Consider the following 17,307-nt stretch of genomic DNA (forward strand, 5'->3'; position numbering starts at 1 on the left):
GGAAAGGGAGAGGTATGGATGGTAGGAAACTGCTGGTTTACAGGAACCTGAACGGGCATCCGGTGTTGGGAAGATATTTTCGGCTTTGGGAGGCCAAGGAGGAAGAAGGGGAATCCCTGCATGCGTTCCTGCACTCCCTGGTGATGTCCGGTGAAACGCTCCGGGACCTGCTTCTGAAGGAAATGGTCCGGACGGAAAATCCGTTCACCATGGCGGTGGAAGGGGACCGGACGGTCATGCCGCCGGCCTGGAAGGAAGTGCTGCAGAACGACCTGGGACTGCTGCAGGCGTTCCTTTCGGAAGAGAGGTTCAGGGCACTGCTGGAACAAAAGAACCAGCCGCCCGCATTCCTGGAGCTCTTCCGTTCCTGCAGCACCGATGCTCCAAGGGCCGCCCTGGGGGCCTTTTTCCAGAGGCTGCCGCCGGAAGGGCCCGGGGAGGAAGCATGCCTGGACTATGCAAGGCTGCTGCAGACCCATGGGGTCGGGGAATTCGCCCTGTACGACGCCTTTGTCCTTGACCGGGAAGGACGGATGGAACCGATCGAGGGTTTCCGGCCCCTTGCCTGGGAGCGGCTGTACGCCTATGAACGCCAGAAGAAGAGCCTGTACGAAAATATCAGGGCATTCGCGGAAGGGAGGCCCTGCCACCATGTGCTCCTGGTGGGTGCTTCGGGAACGGGGAAATCCTCTTCCGTCAAGGCGGTCGTCCCCCTTTTCCGGGAGCGGAAGCTCAAGCTCCTGCAGATGTACAAGGGGCAGATGCACCGGTTGCCGGAAGTGTTCGAACGGTTGGGGGACAGGCCTTTCAAGGTGATCCTCTTCATCGACGACCTTTCCTTCGAAGCCAACGAGGACGAGTACAAATTCCTGAAGTCCTTCATCGAGGGCGGTGTGGCAAGCGAAGTCTCCAACATCCTGTTCTGCATCACCTCCAACCGGCGGCACCTGATCAAGGAAATCAGGACGGAGCGGGAGAACGACGTCCATCTGCAGGACTTCATCCAGGAGATGACTTCCCTGTCGGACCGTTTCGGCCTCACCCTCTTCTACGAGGCGCCCGACCAGAAGACCTATTTCGACATGGTGGTCCGGATGGTTGAAAACCGTGGGGGCGCCTATGTAGAGCAGGAGCTCCTGAAGAAGGCCAGGGTTTTTGCCCTCAAGCACGGGGGAATGTCCGGCCGGACGGCGGAACAATTCGTGAAATCCTACTTGGGCGGACAAATGGATTAATGGGCTGGGAAAAACGCGCAAAAAAAAGACGTCTTTCAAAGGCGTCTTTTAGGATGAGGGGGAGAGTATTGTTACCATACAATGATAACACTATCATTATAGGACGAATCCCCCGGTTTGTCAATGGATTCAACGCAGTTGGCGGGCGGTTTCCTGCAGTTTGCGTTCCCTGTCGTCGGCCGCTTCGACGGGTGCCAGGTGGTGCGGCATTTTGTTTCCGTCATGGTCCACGGTCACGAAGGTGATGTAGCCGTCCACCATGGTTGTGTCTTCCCCTTCGAGGACGACCCTGCCGTAGGTGGTGATGCTGGTGTTGCCCACGTGCACGACTTTTGTGGTGATGTTGATGATGGCCCCCTTGTTGATGGGCACCAGGAACTGCAACCCATGGACCTTCAGGCAGACGATGTGCTCGGGTTTCTTGTAGAGGCTTGCGGCGGAAATGAAGGAAGCTTCCACAAACCATTCGGACATCCGTCCTGCAAAAAGGGTGCCGTGGTGGTTCAGGTCCTCTCCTTTTACCAGCCTGCATACTACATGTTCTATCATTTTCGTCCTCCTTTCGTACGGATTCATTCTACCATAGGAAGGCCCGGTTTGCCACAGCTGATTACAATATTGGGAAGATTGTAGCAATGGACCTCTTTCTACAGTATTGTAAAAAAACATTTCAGATGCTATAATTTGACTAGATTTAAAATTGACCGGATATAAAAGTCAGCGTATGGATTGAGAGGTGACGGGGCATGAAGAACAAGAAAATCAAGAAGATCATAGGAATGGACATCGGTGCGGGATCCGTCAAGATCGTCACGGGGGATGTGCAGAACGGACAGATCCTGGTGCGCAAGATGGTCACCCACCATTTGCCGGAACAGGTTTTTTCCGATGGGGACGTGAAGAATCCCGAGGCGATGACCGGAGCCATAAGGGACATGCTGCGGGCCAACAAGATCACGGAGCGGAAATGCCACCTCTGTGTGGACAGCACCCAGCTCATCACCCGGGAGGTGCTGGTGCCGGCAAGCGCCGGGGGCAACCTGTCGGACGTGGCGAAGTTCGAGATGGCCCAGTTCCTGCCGGTGGAACTGAAGAATTATGTGGTCCAGTCCAAGAGAATCCGGGAACTGGAGGTGGACGGGAAGCCCTTCGTGGAAGCGTCTGTGACGGCCTTTCCCAAGGAGATGGTGGACAAGCTCCATGACCTGGTCTTGAACGCGGGCCTGCAGCCGCTGGTGTTGGACACCCATGCCAATGCGGTATCCAAGTTGTTCGAAATGCAGGAAATCATAAACGGAAGCAGCTTCAAGAGGAAAACGGTGGCGTTCATCGAATTGGGATACGAGAGCACGATGCTCACCATCTTCCAGAACGGACAGTTCAAGTTCAACAGGACCATCGCCCGCGGGGGCAGGGACATGGATGCGAACATCGCCAAATTCCTGGACATCCCCTTGGAGGAAGCCATGGTGAAGAAGATGAACGCAGGAGACCTGAACGAAAGTCTGGAGGACTTCAGCGAGGAGTCCAGAATCCTGAACATCATGCGGTCTTCCCTGGACAGCATCCTGGATGAACTGGAGAAGTTCTTCCGCTATCATGCCACAAGGAGCAAAGGCATGGATGCGGTGGAAGTAATGTACCTTTACGGAGGCCTATCCAACCTGAAAGGGATTTGCGGATATTTTGAAGGAAGGTTCAAGACCACGGCAGAGAAAATAGAAAAAGTCGGCATGGTGGATTGGCCCGGAAACGGCCAGAACCATACCATGGCGGATTACTTCAACGCCATCGGCGCCATGGCTAGAAGGTAAGGGGGGGAGCACATGTACGATTTCAATTTCTTCGAAAATTACCGCAACAAGAAAAAGAAGGTGGACAAAGGTTCCCGAAGCGCAATGCTGCTTGTCCTGGCGTTCCTTCTGCTTTTTGGAGGGTTCATGGGGTTCAACTTCTACCGGATGGCGGCCCTGCAGAGCGACATGGACGCCCTTCAGGCGAAGCTTTCCCTTCCCGAGAACCGGGAGACGCTGGCACGTCTGGAGAATAAGCAGAACCAGCTGGTCTCCCTGGAGCGGTTGGTCGTACAACTTGAAAAGGTGAAGGCGACCACAGAGAGCGGGGACACCATCCAACAGGTTTGGTTCGAGAAGATCGTGGCCGCGATACCGGTGGACCTGCAGCTGACATCCATCAGCATGCGCACGGACAGCGTGGAGGTCATGGGGCGCGCGCCCATCCGCTCCTCCATTGCGGAGTTCCAGCACAACCTCAGGAATTCCAAGCTGTCCGGCAACCTCCATGTTTCAAACATCACGTATGGAGAGGACGAAAACAGCTTCACTTTGTTTATGAAAATGGGGGGTGAACCGGATGCGTATAACCAGTAGGGAGAAATTGATGCTGTCCATCCTGGTGGTCGCGGTACTGGGCTGGCTGTCCTTCACCTATGTGATCGATCCGCAAATGGCCAGACTGTCCGAGATGCGGGCGGAAATGGACGTGCTGGAAGAGAAGGAATTGCAGCTGGAGGAAGCTCCTGCAAGGGAGAAGGAGCTGGACGGGAAGCTGGAGGAGAAATTCAATCAGGTGGCGGTTTTCGCCAGGGAACACTTCAATACGACGCCTCAGGAAGAGCAGATCATCCTGTTCAACGACCTGTTCGCGTTGACGCCGGTGGAAGTGCAGAGCATGCGCTTCTCCGAACCTGAAGAAGTCCTCATCGACGAGGTCAATTTCCTGAAGACGAATCTGGACATCGCCTACACGGGAAACTATCCTGTGATGATGAATGTCTTGAACAATATCTGGACATTCCCCAAGACACTGAAAATGGCGTCCCTGGACATGCGGCTGGGGGAAGAAGGGGTCATCGGAGGGAATGTCAGCTTTGAACTGCTCCACCTGGTGGCGGACAGCGGCATGGTGGACAACCTGTACGCATGGTACGTGGACCCCGCATACGACAAGCAGAACCCCTTCATCCCCTTCACCAGGACCAACGCCACCGTGCGCTACATCTACACCGGCGAGGGTGGAGGCATCTTCAATACTGGGCGCTTCATGGAGTTCACCGACATCGGGGGGCACTGGATGGAAGAGGAAATCAAGGAATTCCTGAAGAACGGGTATGTCTACATGAATCCGTACAACACCTTCCTGCCGGACGGGCAGATCACCCGTGGGGACTTCGTTGTCCTACTGGACAACGTCTACCAGTGGAAGGACACCAATGTGGATGTGGACCTGACCGAATTCACCGACTACGAGAGTTTGGGCAATTTGGAAACATCCTACGCCATGGCCATACACAAGGGTTTCCTGGGTGGCTTTGTGGAAGGGTATACGGACAAGACCCTGCGTCCCATGGACCCCATCACCTATGAGGAAGTGGAGAACATCATGCGCAGGATCAAGGACGATGAGGGATTCTCCTGGACAACAGTGGCTGGGGATATCCGAAGCAAGAAGAATGTGACATCCGAACGCTGGTCGGACCCCTACGCCTTCATGAGCAAGGCCGAGGCCGTCTACCTGCTCACCTATTTCAAATGATGCAAAGCGAGCCTCCCATGGCTTGGAACAAGGCCATGGGAGGATTTCGTCCGTTCAAGAAAAGGAGTTGGAATGGATCTGATATTCGGCATCTATACACTTGTTTTGGGACTTCTGGTGGGAAGCTTCCTCAATGTATGCATTTTCCGGATTCCCCGGGAAGAAGAGATCGTCTTCACCCCGTCCCATTGCATGGCTTGCAACGCCCGCATCCGCTGGTATGACCTGGTGCCTGTGTTCAGCTATCTGGCCCTGGGAGGCAAGTGCAGAAACTGCGGCGCAAGACTGTCTCCCCAATACCCGTTGGTGGAGGCTCTCAACGGCGCCGCCTATCTTTTTGTTTTTCTGTGGAAGGGGTTCCAGTGGGAGACTTTGGTCCTTTGGATCCTGTTTTCCACACTGCTTGTGGTTGCGGTCATCGACCTGGGCCATTACATCATACCGGACGGGATTGTCCTGTTTCTGGGAACAGCCGCCGCCATACACACGGTCGCGCGGGTGCTGGCATCCCAGGCGTCCCTGGCCGACCACATCATCGGCTTCTTTGCAGCCAGCGGGATCCTGCTGCTCATGGCGGTCCTATCCGGAGGGAAGATGGGAGGCGGGGACATCAAGCTGATGGCGGTGTGCGGGCTGCTGTTGGGCTGGCAGAAGATCTTTCTGGCGCTGATGCTGGGATCGGTCATCGGTTCCGTGGTGGGGATCGCCCTGCTTGCCACCAAGGTGATCAGGAGGAACCAGATGATCCCTTTTGGCCCCTTCCTTTCCATAGGCATATTCTCGTCCATGGCTTGGGGAGACCGGATCATCGCATGGTATCTGAACAGCGCATATTAAGTGCAAGGAGGTGGAGTTATGAGGATTCTGTTACCAAAGGCTTATTATGCCAACATCTATGAAATCGATTATACCACCCTCTACAGGAACGGCTACAGGGGGATTCTCTTTGACATCGACAACACCCTGGTGCCCTACGACCAGCTGGTGCCCGACGCAAAACTGGTCGCCTTCTTCGGGAAGCTCAAGACGATGGGATTTTCCATCAGCCTGCTTTCCAACAATTCGGCGAAACGTGTCCGCAGATTCAACAAGGACCTGAAGGTTCTGGCCTACCATAGGGCACAGAAACCCAGAAGGGTCACCTTGGAGAAAGCCATGAAGGCCATGGGCACGGACAAAGGGAGCACCATCATCGTCGGAGACCAGCTGTTCACGGACGTATGGGCCGGAAACCGTTTAGGGATCAAGACCATCCTGGTCATGCCCATCCAGGAGAAGGAGCAGTTGATCACCAGGATCAAGCGGTCTACGGAAAAGCGGATCTTGAAAGCTTTTCATGAGAAGGGCATAAAAAACAATCTGGAATGAACTATACAGTCGAGGTGCGTTAAATGAACAATATCGTGTTGATTGGCTTCATGGGTTCCGGGAAGACAAATGTGGGAAGACGTCTGGCGGAGAAACTGGATGCGCTGTGGTTGGATCTGGACGACATGGTGGTGAAGGAAGCCGGCTGTGGAATCCAAGAGCTGTTGGAGAAGGAAGGGGAAGACGGAATCAGGAGCCGGGAGAGGCAGGCGCTGGAAGCCCTCATGGACCGGAGGGAAATGGTCATCTCCACGGGGGGCGGCGTGGTGGAGCTGCCGGAGAACGTGCGGCTCCTCCACCTGTTGGGAACCATCGTTTTCCTGCAGATGGAACCGGAACAGATCCTGGAGAACATCGAACAGGAGGAGGACCGCACCTCCTTTTTGGGAGAGGACCTTGCGGCGAAAGTCAACGAATTGCTGGAGGTGCGGACACCGCTGTATGTAGGTTGTGCGGATGTGATCATCCAGACCAAGGACAAAAAGGTGGAAGCCATCGTAGAAGAATTGATAGGACTATTATAGAGGAGAACGCAGATGGACCGCATTGGCAAACTTATGGATGTCTTGAAACCGTTGGAAGTGGAGGCGGTCCTGGTGCAGGAGCCGTCCAACCGCTACTACCTTTCCGGTTTCACAGGCAGCGCCGGAAGCCTCCTGCTGGCCGGTGGCGAAAGGTTCCTGGTTACAGACTTCCGGTATCTGGAACAGGCAGCCGAAGAATGTCTGGGAATCCAAGTATGGGACCAGGGAAGGGAAGGCCCCTACGCAGCAATCGCAAAGATACTGGAACAGAAGGGGATCGGCCGTCTCGGGTTCGAGGAGGATATGGTCACCTGGAGGGCATGGAAGCGGATGGAAGAGGCCATGCCCCGGACAACGCTGGTCCCTGTGTCGGAGCAGATCCTGCGCCTAAGGACGCGCAAGGACCCGGAAGAGATCGAAAAGATCGGCAAGGCCGCCAAGTTGGGTGACCTTGCCTTTGCCCATATCCTTGGGGAATTGCGCCCGGGGGTCAGCGAGTTGGAGGTTGCCCTGGAAATCGAATGTTTCCTGAGAAGGAACGGAGCCCAGAAGCTGAGCTTCGACACCATCGCGGCCTCGGGCCCCCGCTCCTCCCTCCCCCATGCCCAACCGACGGAAAGAAAGCTGGTCCAGGGGGATTTCCTGACATTGGACTTCGGATGCGTGCTGGACCATTACTGTTCCGACATGACCCGCACGGTGGTCCTGGGCAAGGCCGACGTCCGTCAGAAGGAAATCTACGGGGTGGTCAGGCAGGCCCAGGAAACGGCTCTCTCGGGGATCCGTCCCGGAATGACAGGAAAGGAAGCGGACGCCCTGGCAAGGGATGTGATCGAGGCCGCGGGATGGGGCAAGATGTTCGGCCATGGGCTTGGCCACGGATTGGGGCTGGAGGTCCATGAGTCCCCCAGGTTTTCCCCAAATGACAGCACCGTAATCCAGGAGAACATGGTCATGACCGTCGAACCCGGAATCTATGTGCCGGGTTTCGGAGGTGTCCGGATTGAAGACCTGGTGGTGGTCGTCAAGGACGGCGTCCTGAACATGACGGGGAGCCCCAAGGAATTGATGGAGCTTTAGGGCAGGCGAACTTCCTCCATGCGGCAAAAAAAAGGTTGAAAAAATGGACCGATTGCATTAAACTAGAGAAGAAAATCGACTCAGGAGGAAGCTATGGTATCAGCAAGTGATTTTAGGAATGGTCTTACCATCGAATATGAAAACAACATCTATACCGTGATTGAATTCCAGCATGTGAAGCCCGGTAAGGGAGCGGCTTTCGTGCGCACCAAATTGAAGAACCTCAAGACAGGCAGCGTGGTGGAGAAGACATTCAGACCGTCGGAGAAAATGCCCAAGGCCCATATCGAGCGGAAGGATATGGAATATCTCTATTCCGACGGAGAGCTGTACCATTTCATGGACCAGGAAAGCTATGAGCAGATGGCCCTTACGGCTGAACAGTTGGACGGAGCATTGAAATTCGTGAAAGAGAACGTGGCGGTCAAGATTCTTTCCCATGACGGCGTGGTCTTTGGTGTGGAGCCCCCGCTTTTCGCAGAGTTGCGGGTTGTGCACACGGAACCAGGGGTCAAAGGGGATACGGCCACCGGCGCCACGAAACCGGCGGAGGTGGAAACAGGTGCCATCGTCTACGTTCCATTGTTTGTGGAAATCGACGATGTGATCAAGATCGACACAAGAACAGGCGACTATCTCTCCCGCGTCTAAACGGACACCGGCGGGAAGCCCATACACTGTAGACAAGAACCCATGGAGAAATCTATGGGTTTTATTCTAGGGAAAGGAAGGAAGATGTCCCATGTATACGAGAGGCGCCAGGATTCTGGTGGTGGATGACACCAAGAAATATCTGGATATCTGCAGAAAGGCGTTGGAAGGGGACTACGACGTGCTGCTTGCAACCAACGGGCGGGAAGCGCTGGCCTTGCTTGAACGCTACAGGGTGGACCTGATCCTGATGGATGTCCACATGCCCGAATTGGATGGTTTCGAGACCTGCAGGATCCTGAAGGGGATCAGCGCGTACAAACACATCCCCGTCATTTTCTTCACATCTTCCGACAACCATGAGGACATCGCCACCGCCTTTTCCGAAGGAGCTGTGGACTATGTGATCAAGCCTTTCCACACGATTGAAATCAGGGAACGGGTGCGGATCCATCTGGAGTTGAAGCTGAGCCGAGACGAACTGATCCGCCAGAAACTGGAACTGCAGGACGAGGTGGAACGCCGGATGCAGGAGGTGGAAAGGACCAGGGATTCGGTGATCCGGGTGTTCGCCAACATCATCGAGACCAGGGACCCCCTCTCGGCCAACCGGATGAACAAGATGCAGAGCTATGCCAGGATTCTGGCCAGGGAACTGGCCAAAGAAAAGCGTTACCAGAAGAAGCTGACACAGGAATACATACAAATCCTCTACAGGGCCACCCCCCTCCACGACATCGGGAAGATCGGGGTGCCGGACCGGATCCTGCTCAAGCCGGGAAGCCTGACCCAGGAGGAGTTCCAGGTGATCATCAACCACACCACCTTGGGGTATGAAACCCTGAAGACCGCAAAGCTGGATATCGGAGGCAACAGTGCGCTGTTCGAGATGGCCATGGACATCGCCCTCTACCACCATGAACGCTGGGACGGGAACGGCTATCCCTACGGCATCAAGGGGGAGGAGATTCCTCTGCCGGCAAGGATCGTGGCCCTTGCGGATGCCATCAACCACAAGACGGCGGGGAAGACGGGAGAGGATTCCGCCTATATGGACCAGGTCCTGGAGGAATTGGCCATGGAGAGCGGCAAGAAGTACGACCCGCTGCTGGTGGAGGCCATGCGGCGGACAAGGGACCTCCTGGTAAGGGAGTTTCTGGAAGATGTTCCGGAAACATAAAGGATTTGCATATTCATGCAGGTTTGGTTATAATGAAAGAAACCAAAAGACGGAATCAGCATGGAATCAGCATACGGGAGGTTGTGGCATGGAGAGACAGATACACAAGATCCACCAGAACGGCGACGTGGGCACGGTGCACATCGCCGACGAGGTCATCGCCATCATCGCAGGACTTGCGGCCACGGAAGTGGACGGGGTTGTCGGCATGGTCGGCAATCTGGCTGGAGACCTGGTGGAATTGCTGGGAAAGAAGAATCTGGCCAAGGGAATCAATGTGGAAGTGATGGAGGATACGGTGGCTTTGGACCTTGCCATCATCGTGGCGTTCGGGTGCTCCATCGTGCAGGTGACAAAAAACGTCCAGGAAAAAGTGAAGAGCGCCGTAGAAACCATGACCGGATTGGTGGTCAGTGAAGTGAACATCAAGGTGGCTGGAGTGGACGTGGAAAAGAAATAGGATCAACCATTGCGGGGACTGTACTTAAATGGACTGTCCCCGGGCTTTTTTAGGAGGACTTCGGTGAATAGAAGAAAACAAAGGGAACACATATTCAAAATAATCTTTTCCGCAGGTTTCGGAACAAAAGAGGAATGGGAAAAGAGCGCCGACATGTATCTTTCATCCCTGCAGCAGGAGAGGGAGGCGGAGGCAGCCGAAGAGGAGGCGGACGACGTCAACCGGATTGTCAGGGAAAAGGCGATGCATGTCCTGGAGAAGTCCGAGGAGATGGATGGGGTCCTGAACGAAGCGACACTGAACTGGTCCGTGGACCGGATGTCCAATGTGGATGCGGCAATCCTACGGTTGGCCGTCTATGAAATGATGTATGACGAAGAGGTGCCGGTTTCCGTGGCCATCAACGAAGCCGTGGAACTCGCCAAGCGTTTTGGGGGGGACACCTCCGCCTCGTTCATCAACGGTGTGCTGGCCAATGTGGCCAAGAAGATGGGATGACATGGAACAGGGAATCTTGACGGTCACAGAGGCCAGCGGATACATCCGGTCCCTTTTTGAAAGGGATGCCCTTTTGTCGAACCTTTGGGTGAGCGGGGAAATCTCCAACTACAAGAGGCACAGTTCGGGCCACAGTTATTTCACCTTGAAGGACCAGGGCGCCCAGCTGTCTTGCGTCCTTTTCCGCAGTTACGGGGAGCGTTTGGGATTTCCTTTGGCCGACGGCATGAAGGTGGTGGCGAAGGGGGCGGTCACGGTCTACGAGAAGAGCGGACAGTACCAGCTGTATGTCCGGGATGTGGTCGAAGCCGGAATCGGACGGCTGTACCAGCGGTATGAACAGCTGAAAAAGGACCTGGAGGCAAGAGGGTGCTTCGCCCAAGAGCACAAGAAGGCGTTGCCCCTTTTCCCCAAAACAATAGGAATCGTGACTTCTGAAACCGGCGCCGTCATCCAGGACATCCAGCAGGTTGCCCGGCGGCGCAACCCCTATGTGCGGCTTGTGCTGTATCCGGCTGCGGTCCAAGGCGCCCAGGCGGCGGAGCAGATCGTCCGCGGAATCCGCTATTTCGATTCCAGGAGGGATGTGGAAGCGGTCATCGTCGGCCGAGGGGGAGGTTCCCTGGAGGACCTGTGGCCGTTCAACGAGGAGACGGTGGCCATGGCCATCCATCATGCTTCCAAACCCATCGTCTCCGCGGTGGGGCATGAGACGGATTTCACCATCGCGGACTTCGTTGCGGATTTCCGGGCGCCCACACCCAGTGCGGCAGCCGAGGTCCTGGTGTATCCCTGGGGGGATTTCCAGCGGCGGATGGGTGAATACCGCTACCGGCTGGACCAGGCGGCAGCCCGGAAGCTGACTATGGAGCACAACCGGCTGGGGATGCTGGAAAGCGGCCTGGAACGGCACAATCCCCGGAAGGTCCTGGAGCAGCGCCTGCAAAGGTCCATGGACATGGAAATCCGCCTGGAAGCGGCGGTCCGGAGGGCCTTCGAAATGAAGGCCCAGAGGCTGGCGCTGCTGCGGGAGCAGCTGGAAGGGATGTCCCCCATGCGTCGCATGGGGAATGGTTTCGCGTTTCTGACCGACGGTTCGGGACGCAGGATCCAGGGGACCGGTCAGATCCGGACCGGTCAGGAAGTAAGGGCCCATCTGCAGGACGGTTGGCTGAAGATGCGGGTGGAAGAGGTGAACAGGAACTTACCGGAAAGAGGGGACAAGGATGCCTAGAGCGAAGAAAACGGAAGAACAGCCCGAACAAGCCAAGAGCTTTGAGGAGCTGGCAGGCCGCATCGAGGAAATCATCGCGGCTTTGGATGAGGGTAAAGCGTCTCTGGAAGAAACGGTGGCGCTGTACACCGAGGGGGTCCAGGCGGTCAAGCAATGCACCCTCTCCTTGGAACAAGTGCAAAGGAACCTGGAAGTGGTCCGGGAGGAAGAATAGAAGGTTTGGTATGCGTGTAGAAGAAAAAGAACTGGAAGGGATTCTTGCATCCTATCTGCCTGTGCGGGAAGAACCCTACAATGCAAAGGTTCTGGAGGCCATGGCCTACAGCTATCTGGCGGGAGGCAAAAGGCTGCGCCCGCGGATCCTGGAGGCGGTCTGCGCCCAGTACGGACTGGAGCCGCCGCTAATGTGGCCTTTCATGGCAGCCATCGAGATGATCCACACCTATTCCCTGGTACATGACGACCTGCCGGCAATGGACGACGACGTCCTCCGCAGGGGGCTGCCCACCTGCCATGTGCGGTATGGGGAGGCAACCGCCATTCTTGCGGGCGACGCCCTATTGAACAGGGCATATGAAGTCATGCTCCAAGCCTGCCTCCACATGGAAGACAAGAAGGCGGGCTTGGAGGCGGCAAGGGCATTGGCCGCCGCCGCCGGCAGCCATGGCATGGTGGGAGGGCAGTCCGCCGACATGGAGTCCCAGGAGCTGGAATCCGGAAGCGGGGAGGAGGTGCTGGCCTACATCCACGCCCACAAGACGGGGAGCATCCTGGAAGCGGCCTTCGTAATGGGCGGCATCCTGGCCCGACAACCGGAGTCGGTGTTGCAGAAGCTGAGGAAGATGGGGGCCTCCATGGGGATGGCATTCCAGATCCAGGACGACCTCCTGGACCTTGTGGCCAGCCCCGTGGAGTTGGGCAAGACGAACAGCGACGAAAGGAACAGCAAGCTGACCTACGTGTCCGTCCACGGGGAAGAGGCGGCGGAAGCCGCTGTGGCGGCCTGTTTCAAGGAAGTCTACCAGTTGTTGACGGATTTGCGTTTCGGAGCGGATGGAAGCCTTTGGGCCCTGGTCCAAGAGATGGAAAACCGAAAAAAATAAAGAGTGCTAGGAGAAAGAATGAAAGAATTTATCACCATCATCCAAAACCCGGTCTTCCTGTCCGCCATCATCGCATGGTTCCTGTCCCAGGGAATCAAGGTGGCGACAAGCGTTTTCCGATACAAGCGATTCGACCTGGAGCGGGTCATGGGGTCCGGGGGGATGCCCAGTTCCCATACAGCTTCGGTGGTGGCTTCGACCTTTACCGCAGGTTTGCTGGAAGGTTACGGATCCACGTTCTTCGGGCTCGGGATGGTCCTGTCGGGCATCATCATGTACGATGCTGCCGGTGTGCGGATGGCTGCAGGCAAGCAAGCAAGGGTCATCAACCGGATCGTGAAGGAACTGGGGGAACACAGGTTCAAATTCGATGAGAATCTGAAGGAATTGCTGGGACACACGTATTTTGAGGTGGTCGGGGGAGCCGTTTTGGGGATTCTGATCGCCTATCTGCACGTGGGACGCCATTAAAAAAGAGGCTGAAGATGCAGTATTCTAGTCATTGTTTCCTATTTTGAAGACGGGCCTAAAAATCCGTTGAAGGGCATATCGATGAAGTTCCTGGTGTAGGCTTGCGACGCCCAGTTGCGGGTTTATGCTGGGAGTTAAGACTTGAGGGCGATCCGCAATGGCATGCGGGCGTTGACCCTTTTGTCGTGGAGACCGGCGCCTGTGGAGCGGTAAGATTCCGCTTTACGGGGTCGGATTAAACCTGTCATGCGGCGAAAGCTGTGGACAGTGTAGCCTGCCTTGCGCGGAGGTGTCGGGAATAGCCATCAAGATGGGAGGCCTTTGGCCAAAGGCCTCCCGTTATCGTGGCTTGAAAGGCGCTTCTGCAAAAGAGGCTAGAAATAGGAAATCGTGTCGGGGAAAACCCCTAGACTGTTCGACGGACATTCTCCAGGGATTACAGTGTGGCTTCAAGGCGATTCGGCTATGCTTTTGGCAACAGGGCATGGACACTTTTAAAGGGGAACCGCGGAATTGGCGACAATGCCGCAGGTGTCCGGGAAAACCTGCCGAACCATAAACCGCAAAATTTACCTGGAAAATGGTCTTCAGCAATCAATGAGGAGAAAAATGGGCAAGGGACATACGACGAAGAAACACCATGTCAAATTCAGAAGCCTTTACAAACATAAACCAATCAACCAGAAATGGATCCGTACGATCACATTGGTCAGCTTCACCATTTCCGCCATCCTAGGGTACTTTTCCATCGTATTCATGGAAATCGTCAGTCTGGCTGGAGCCGTAGCCATTCTGCTGGCGATCATCGGCGCGGGCGTTTTTTTTGATTTGCTGGGCATCAGCGTCACCGCGGCCGACGAGACACCGTTCCATTCCATGGCGGCCTCCCGGATTCCCGGAGCCAGGGAAAGCATCCTGTTGATTCGGAATGCGGGTGTCGTGGCGAATTTCTTCAATGATGTGATCGGGGACATCGCGGGCATAATATCCGGATCGGCTTCAGCGGCCATTGTGCTGAAGCTCCATCTGGAAGGGAACCGGAACAGCATCGTTCCGGGAATCCTGCTGACATCCCTCATCGCTGCGATGACAGTGGGAGGGAAGGGGCTCGGGAAGGAAATCGCCATGCGCAACTCCAATTCCCTGGTGTACAAGATGGGACAGGTCATGCATTATGGAAAGAAGTTGACCGGAAGGTCGTTTTGAGAAGGATGGTTGGACAATGCAGGAAATTTTGGATAGGATCGCCGGACCGGAAGATGTGAAAAAACTGGGAAGGCGCGAACAACAGCTTTTGGCAAAGGAAATCAGGCGTTACCTGGTTTCCCATGTCAGCAAGACCGGCGGACACTTGAGCTCCAATCTGGGGGTGGTCGAATTGACCATCGCCCTCCATGGGGTGTTCACCTCTCCCGCGGACAAGATCATCTGGGATGTGGGGCACCAGTGCTACGCCCACAAGATCCTCACCGGCCGAAAGGACCGGATGGGAACGATCCGCCAGTTCCATGGCCTGTCGGGCTTCCCCAAGCCTTCGGAAAGTCCCCATGACCACTTCCAGACGGGGCACAGCTCCACTTCCATATCGGTGGCATTGGGCATGGCCAAAGCCAGGGACCTCCGGGGGGACGGCAGCCATGTGGTGGCCGTCATCGGAGACGGTGCCTTGACGGGGGGCATGGCCTATGAAGCCATGAACAATGCGGGACAGATGAAGACGGACCTGATCGTCGTGCTCAACGACAACCAGATGAGCATCTCGAAAAATGTGGGGGGCATGGCCCTGTACCTGGACTCCATACGGACCGGCTCCGTCTACAGGGTAATCAAGGCGGATGTGGAAAAGGCCTTGAAACGGATCCCTTGGGTGGGGGAGAAGGTGCACGACCTGGCCGTAAGCATGAAGAACGGCCTGAAGCAGGTGCTGGTGCCGGGGATGTTTTTTGAAGAACTGGGGTTCACCTACCTGGGACCGGTGGACGGGCATGACATGGAACAGCTGCATACGGTGCTGGAGCAGGCCGAATCGGTGGCCGGGCCGGTGCTCGTCCATGTGAAGACGGTAAAGGGCAAAGGCTACAGGCATGCGGAAGCGGACCCCATGAAATACCATGGAACCAAACCCTTCGAGCCCCAGAGCGGACAGGTGCCGGCCAGCCCCCAGGGGGGACAGGGATATTCCGAGGTCTTCGGCCGCTGCCTGACGGAATTGGCCCGGGAAGACGGGAAGGTGGTGGCCATCACCGCGGCCATGACCGACGGAACAGGACTGGAACCTTTTGCCCATGCGTTTCCCGAAAGGTTTTTCGATGTGGGGATTGCGGAGCAGCACGGGGTGGCATTTGCGGCGGGGCTGGCCTGCGAAGGGTACAAGCCCGTGTTTGCCGTCTATTCCACCTTTTTGCAGAGGGCCTACGACCAGCTGGTCCATGACGTCTGCATCCAGGAGCTGCCCGTGGTCCTGGCCGTCGACAGGGCGGGACTTGTGGGCGAGGATGGGGAGACCCACCAGGGGGTTTTCGATGTTTCCTTCCTGAACCAGATGCCGAACATGACGGTGATGGCACCCGCCGACGGCAGGGAGCTGGAGGCGGCACTGGCGTTCGCCCTCTCGGGAACGGCCAGGCCCAAAGGTCCGGTGGCCATCCGCTATCCCCGCGGCACGGCTCCCTTCCGGGAGGAGGTCGCGCCCATCGTTTACGGGAGGATGGAAGTCCTGGCCAAAGGGGAAGGGGTCGCTCTTGTTTTCGTAGGCAGCATGATGGAAACCGCCCTGGAGCTGCAGCGCCGTCTGGTCCGGACAGGCATCCGGCCTACCCTGGTGAACGCACGCTTCATCAAGCCGTTGGATATGGAATTGCTGGAGAGCCTGTGCCGAAACCACCATACCATGGTGGTCCTGGAGGAAAACCAGGTCATCGGAGGGTTGGGCAGCGAAATCCTTCGCCGGCTCAACGAAGGCGGATTCGAGAAAACGTGCAGGATCGCAATCTACGGCATCCAGGACCGTTTTGTGGAGCATGGGGACAGGAAGAGCCTGTTGCAACTGCTGGACCTGGATCCGGACAGCATCTGGGAAGACTTGCAGAAGAAATGGAAGGTGGATGCCCATGGCGGTTGAAAAGGAAAGGCTGGACATGTTGCTCGTCGCCAAGGGTCTGGTGGAATCCAGGGAAAAGGCGAAGACATTGGTCATGAGCGGAAATGTGTATGTGAACGGCCAGAAGGAGGACAAGGCCGGCACAAGGGTGGACATCGCGGCGGATGTCCAGGTGCGCCAGAATCCCAATCCCTATGTGAGCAGGGGCGGATTGAAGCTGGAGAAGGCCATCCGGCGCTTCGGCATCGGACTGGAGGGGAAGACCTGCATGGATGTGGGAGCGTCCACGGGGGGATTCACCGACTGCATGCTGCAGAACGGGGCGGCGAAGGTCTATTCCGTGGATGTGGGGTATGGACAGTTCGCCTGGAAATTGCGCCAGGATCCCAGAGTGGTCTGCATGGAGAAGACGAACATCCGTTATGTCACCCGGGAGCAGGTCCCCGACCCCATCGATTTCGCCTCCATCGATGTATCCTTCATTTCCCTTGTGAAGGTCTTGGATCCGGTCCAGAAGCTGCTTGCCCCCGGCGGGGGCGTGGTCTGTCTGATCAAACCGCAGTTCGAGGCCGGAAGGGAGAATGTGGGGAAAAAAGGCGTTGTACGGGATTTTGCCGTCCACAGGGAAGTCATCCTCAAGGTGGCGGGTTTCGCCAGAGGCCTGGGTTTTTCCGTCAGGGCCTTGGACCATTCCCCCATCAAGGGACCGGAGGGGAACATAGAATACCTCCTTTTTTTGGAGATGGAAGGCGGCACCTCTGGAGACGGGGAGGCCGTCCAGGAAATGGAAGGCTTGGTGCGGAAAGTGGTGGAAGCGGCACAGACGGACCTCGCCTAGAAGGGCGGAA

At 56.3% G+C, this 17,307-nt stretch carries 20 protein-coding genes; 19 read left to right on the top strand and 1 reads right to left on the bottom strand.

Annotated features, from left to right (window positions below; all coding sequences use genetic code 11):
- The first annotated feature begins 14 nt into the window (after positions 1–14).
- Positions 15–1,235 (top strand): ATP-binding protein, encoded by a 1,221-nt coding sequence (locus GXN74_RS00595; RefSeq protein WP_162368967.1) that lies wholly within the window; start codon positions 15–17, stop codon positions 1,233–1,235.
- A gap of 129 nt (positions 1,236–1,364) precedes the next feature.
- Here GXN74_RS00595 and GXN74_RS00600 read toward each other — a convergent pair whose 3' ends face one another.
- Positions 1,365–1,784, bottom strand: coding sequence for an acyl-CoA thioesterase (locus tag GXN74_RS00600; RefSeq protein ID WP_162368968.1), 420 nt, complete (start codon positions 1,782–1,784; stop codon positions 1,365–1,367).
- A 197-nt stretch (positions 1,785–1,981) separates the two neighbouring features.
- On the opposite strand from GXN74_RS00600, the gene pilM reads away from it, so the two are divergent.
- From pilM to GXN74_RS00690, 18 genes are all read left to right on the top strand, one after another.
- Entirely contained in the window at positions 1,982–3,049 is a 1,068-nt protein-coding gene (gene pilM, locus GXN74_RS00605) for a pilus assembly protein PilM (protein ID WP_162368969.1), read from the top strand.
- Between the two features lie 12 nt (positions 3,050–3,061).
- Complete coding sequence (locus GXN74_RS00610) at positions 3,062–3,625, top strand: PilN domain-containing protein (protein ID WP_162368970.1); 564 nt, start codon at positions 3,062–3,064, stop codon at positions 3,623–3,625.
- On the top strand, positions 3,609–4,790 hold the full coding sequence (locus GXN74_RS00615; RefSeq protein WP_162368971.1) for an S-layer homology domain-containing protein: 1,182 nt from the start codon (positions 3,609–3,611) through the stop codon (positions 4,788–4,790). The genes GXN74_RS00610 and GXN74_RS00615 overlap by 17 nt, the downstream gene beginning before the upstream one ends.
- 72 nt (positions 4,791–4,862) lie before the next feature.
- On the top strand, positions 4,863–5,627 hold the full coding sequence (locus tag GXN74_RS00620; protein WP_162368972.1) for a prepilin peptidase: 765 nt from the start codon (positions 4,863–4,865) through the stop codon (positions 5,625–5,627).
- A gap of 18 nt (positions 5,628–5,645) precedes the next feature.
- Complete coding sequence (locus tag GXN74_RS00625) at positions 5,646–6,158, top strand: YqeG family HAD IIIA-type phosphatase (RefSeq protein ID WP_162368973.1); 513 nt, start codon at positions 5,646–5,648, stop codon at positions 6,156–6,158.
- A 23-nt stretch (positions 6,159–6,181) separates the two neighbouring features.
- Positions 6,182–6,682, top strand: coding sequence for a shikimate kinase (locus GXN74_RS00630; protein WP_162368974.1), 501 nt, complete (start codon positions 6,182–6,184; stop codon positions 6,680–6,682).
- A 12-nt stretch (positions 6,683–6,694) separates the two neighbouring features.
- Entirely contained in the window at positions 6,695–7,762 is a 1,068-nt protein-coding gene (locus GXN74_RS00635; RefSeq protein WP_162368975.1) for a M24 family metallopeptidase, read from the top strand.
- 93 nt (positions 7,763–7,855) lie between these two features.
- Positions 7,856–8,413 (top strand): elongation factor P, encoded by a 558-nt coding sequence (gene efp / locus GXN74_RS00640; RefSeq protein ID WP_162368976.1) that lies wholly within the window; start codon positions 7,856–7,858, stop codon positions 8,411–8,413.
- A 91-nt stretch (positions 8,414–8,504) separates the two neighbouring features.
- Entirely contained in the window at positions 8,505–9,593 is a 1,089-nt protein-coding gene (locus GXN74_RS00645) for a response regulator (protein WP_162368977.1), read from the top strand.
- Positions 9,594–9,681: 88 nt separating this feature from the next.
- Entirely contained in the window at positions 9,682–10,053 is a 372-nt protein-coding gene (locus GXN74_RS00650) for an Asp23/Gls24 family envelope stress response protein (RefSeq protein WP_162368978.1), read from the top strand.
- A 63-nt stretch (positions 10,054–10,116) separates the two neighbouring features.
- Positions 10,117–10,551, top strand: coding sequence for a transcription antitermination factor NusB (gene nusB, locus GXN74_RS00655; protein WP_162368979.1), 435 nt, complete (start codon positions 10,117–10,119; stop codon positions 10,549–10,551).
- 1 nt (position 10,552) lies between these two features.
- A complete protein-coding gene (gene xseA / locus GXN74_RS00660) occupies positions 10,553–11,785 on the top strand; it encodes an exodeoxyribonuclease VII large subunit (protein WP_162368980.1) in 1,233 nt (410 codons plus the stop codon).
- On the top strand, positions 11,778–11,999 hold the full coding sequence (xseB, locus tag GXN74_RS00665; protein WP_162368981.1) for an exodeoxyribonuclease VII small subunit: 222 nt from the start codon (positions 11,778–11,780) through the stop codon (positions 11,997–11,999). Before xseA ends, xseB begins: the two co-directional genes overlap by 8 nt.
- Positions 12,000–12,009: 10 nt before the next feature.
- Complete coding sequence (locus tag GXN74_RS00670; RefSeq protein ID WP_162368982.1) at positions 12,010–12,888, top strand: polyprenyl synthetase family protein; 879 nt, start codon at positions 12,010–12,012, stop codon at positions 12,886–12,888.
- 18 nt (positions 12,889–12,906) lie between these two features.
- A complete protein-coding gene (locus GXN74_RS00675) occupies positions 12,907–13,359 on the top strand; it encodes a divergent PAP2 family protein (RefSeq protein ID WP_162368983.1) in 453 nt (150 codons plus the stop codon).
- 609 nt (positions 13,360–13,968) lie between these two features.
- The gene (locus GXN74_RS00680; RefSeq protein ID WP_162368984.1) at positions 13,969–14,565 is read left to right on the top strand and encodes a hypothetical protein; all 597 of its coding nucleotides are present in this window, start codon (positions 13,969–13,971) and stop codon (positions 14,563–14,565) included.
- A 16-nt stretch (positions 14,566–14,581) separates the two neighbouring features.
- The gene (dxs, locus tag GXN74_RS00685) at positions 14,582–16,480 is read left to right on the top strand and encodes a 1-deoxy-D-xylulose-5-phosphate synthase (RefSeq protein ID WP_212505660.1); all 1,899 of its coding nucleotides are present in this window, start codon (positions 14,582–14,584) and stop codon (positions 16,478–16,480) included.
- Positions 16,470–17,297 (top strand): TlyA family RNA methyltransferase, encoded by an 828-nt coding sequence (locus GXN74_RS00690; RefSeq protein ID WP_162368985.1) that lies wholly within the window; start codon positions 16,470–16,472, stop codon positions 17,295–17,297. Before dxs ends, GXN74_RS00690 begins: the two co-directional genes overlap by 11 nt.
- Positions 17,298–17,307 lie beyond the last annotated feature (10 nt).

This window comes from Anaerotalea alkaliphila (genome assembly GCF_010179735.1).
Classification (GTDB): Bacteria; Bacillota; Clostridia; order Lachnospirales; family Vallitaleaceae; genus Anaerotalea; species Anaerotalea alkaliphila.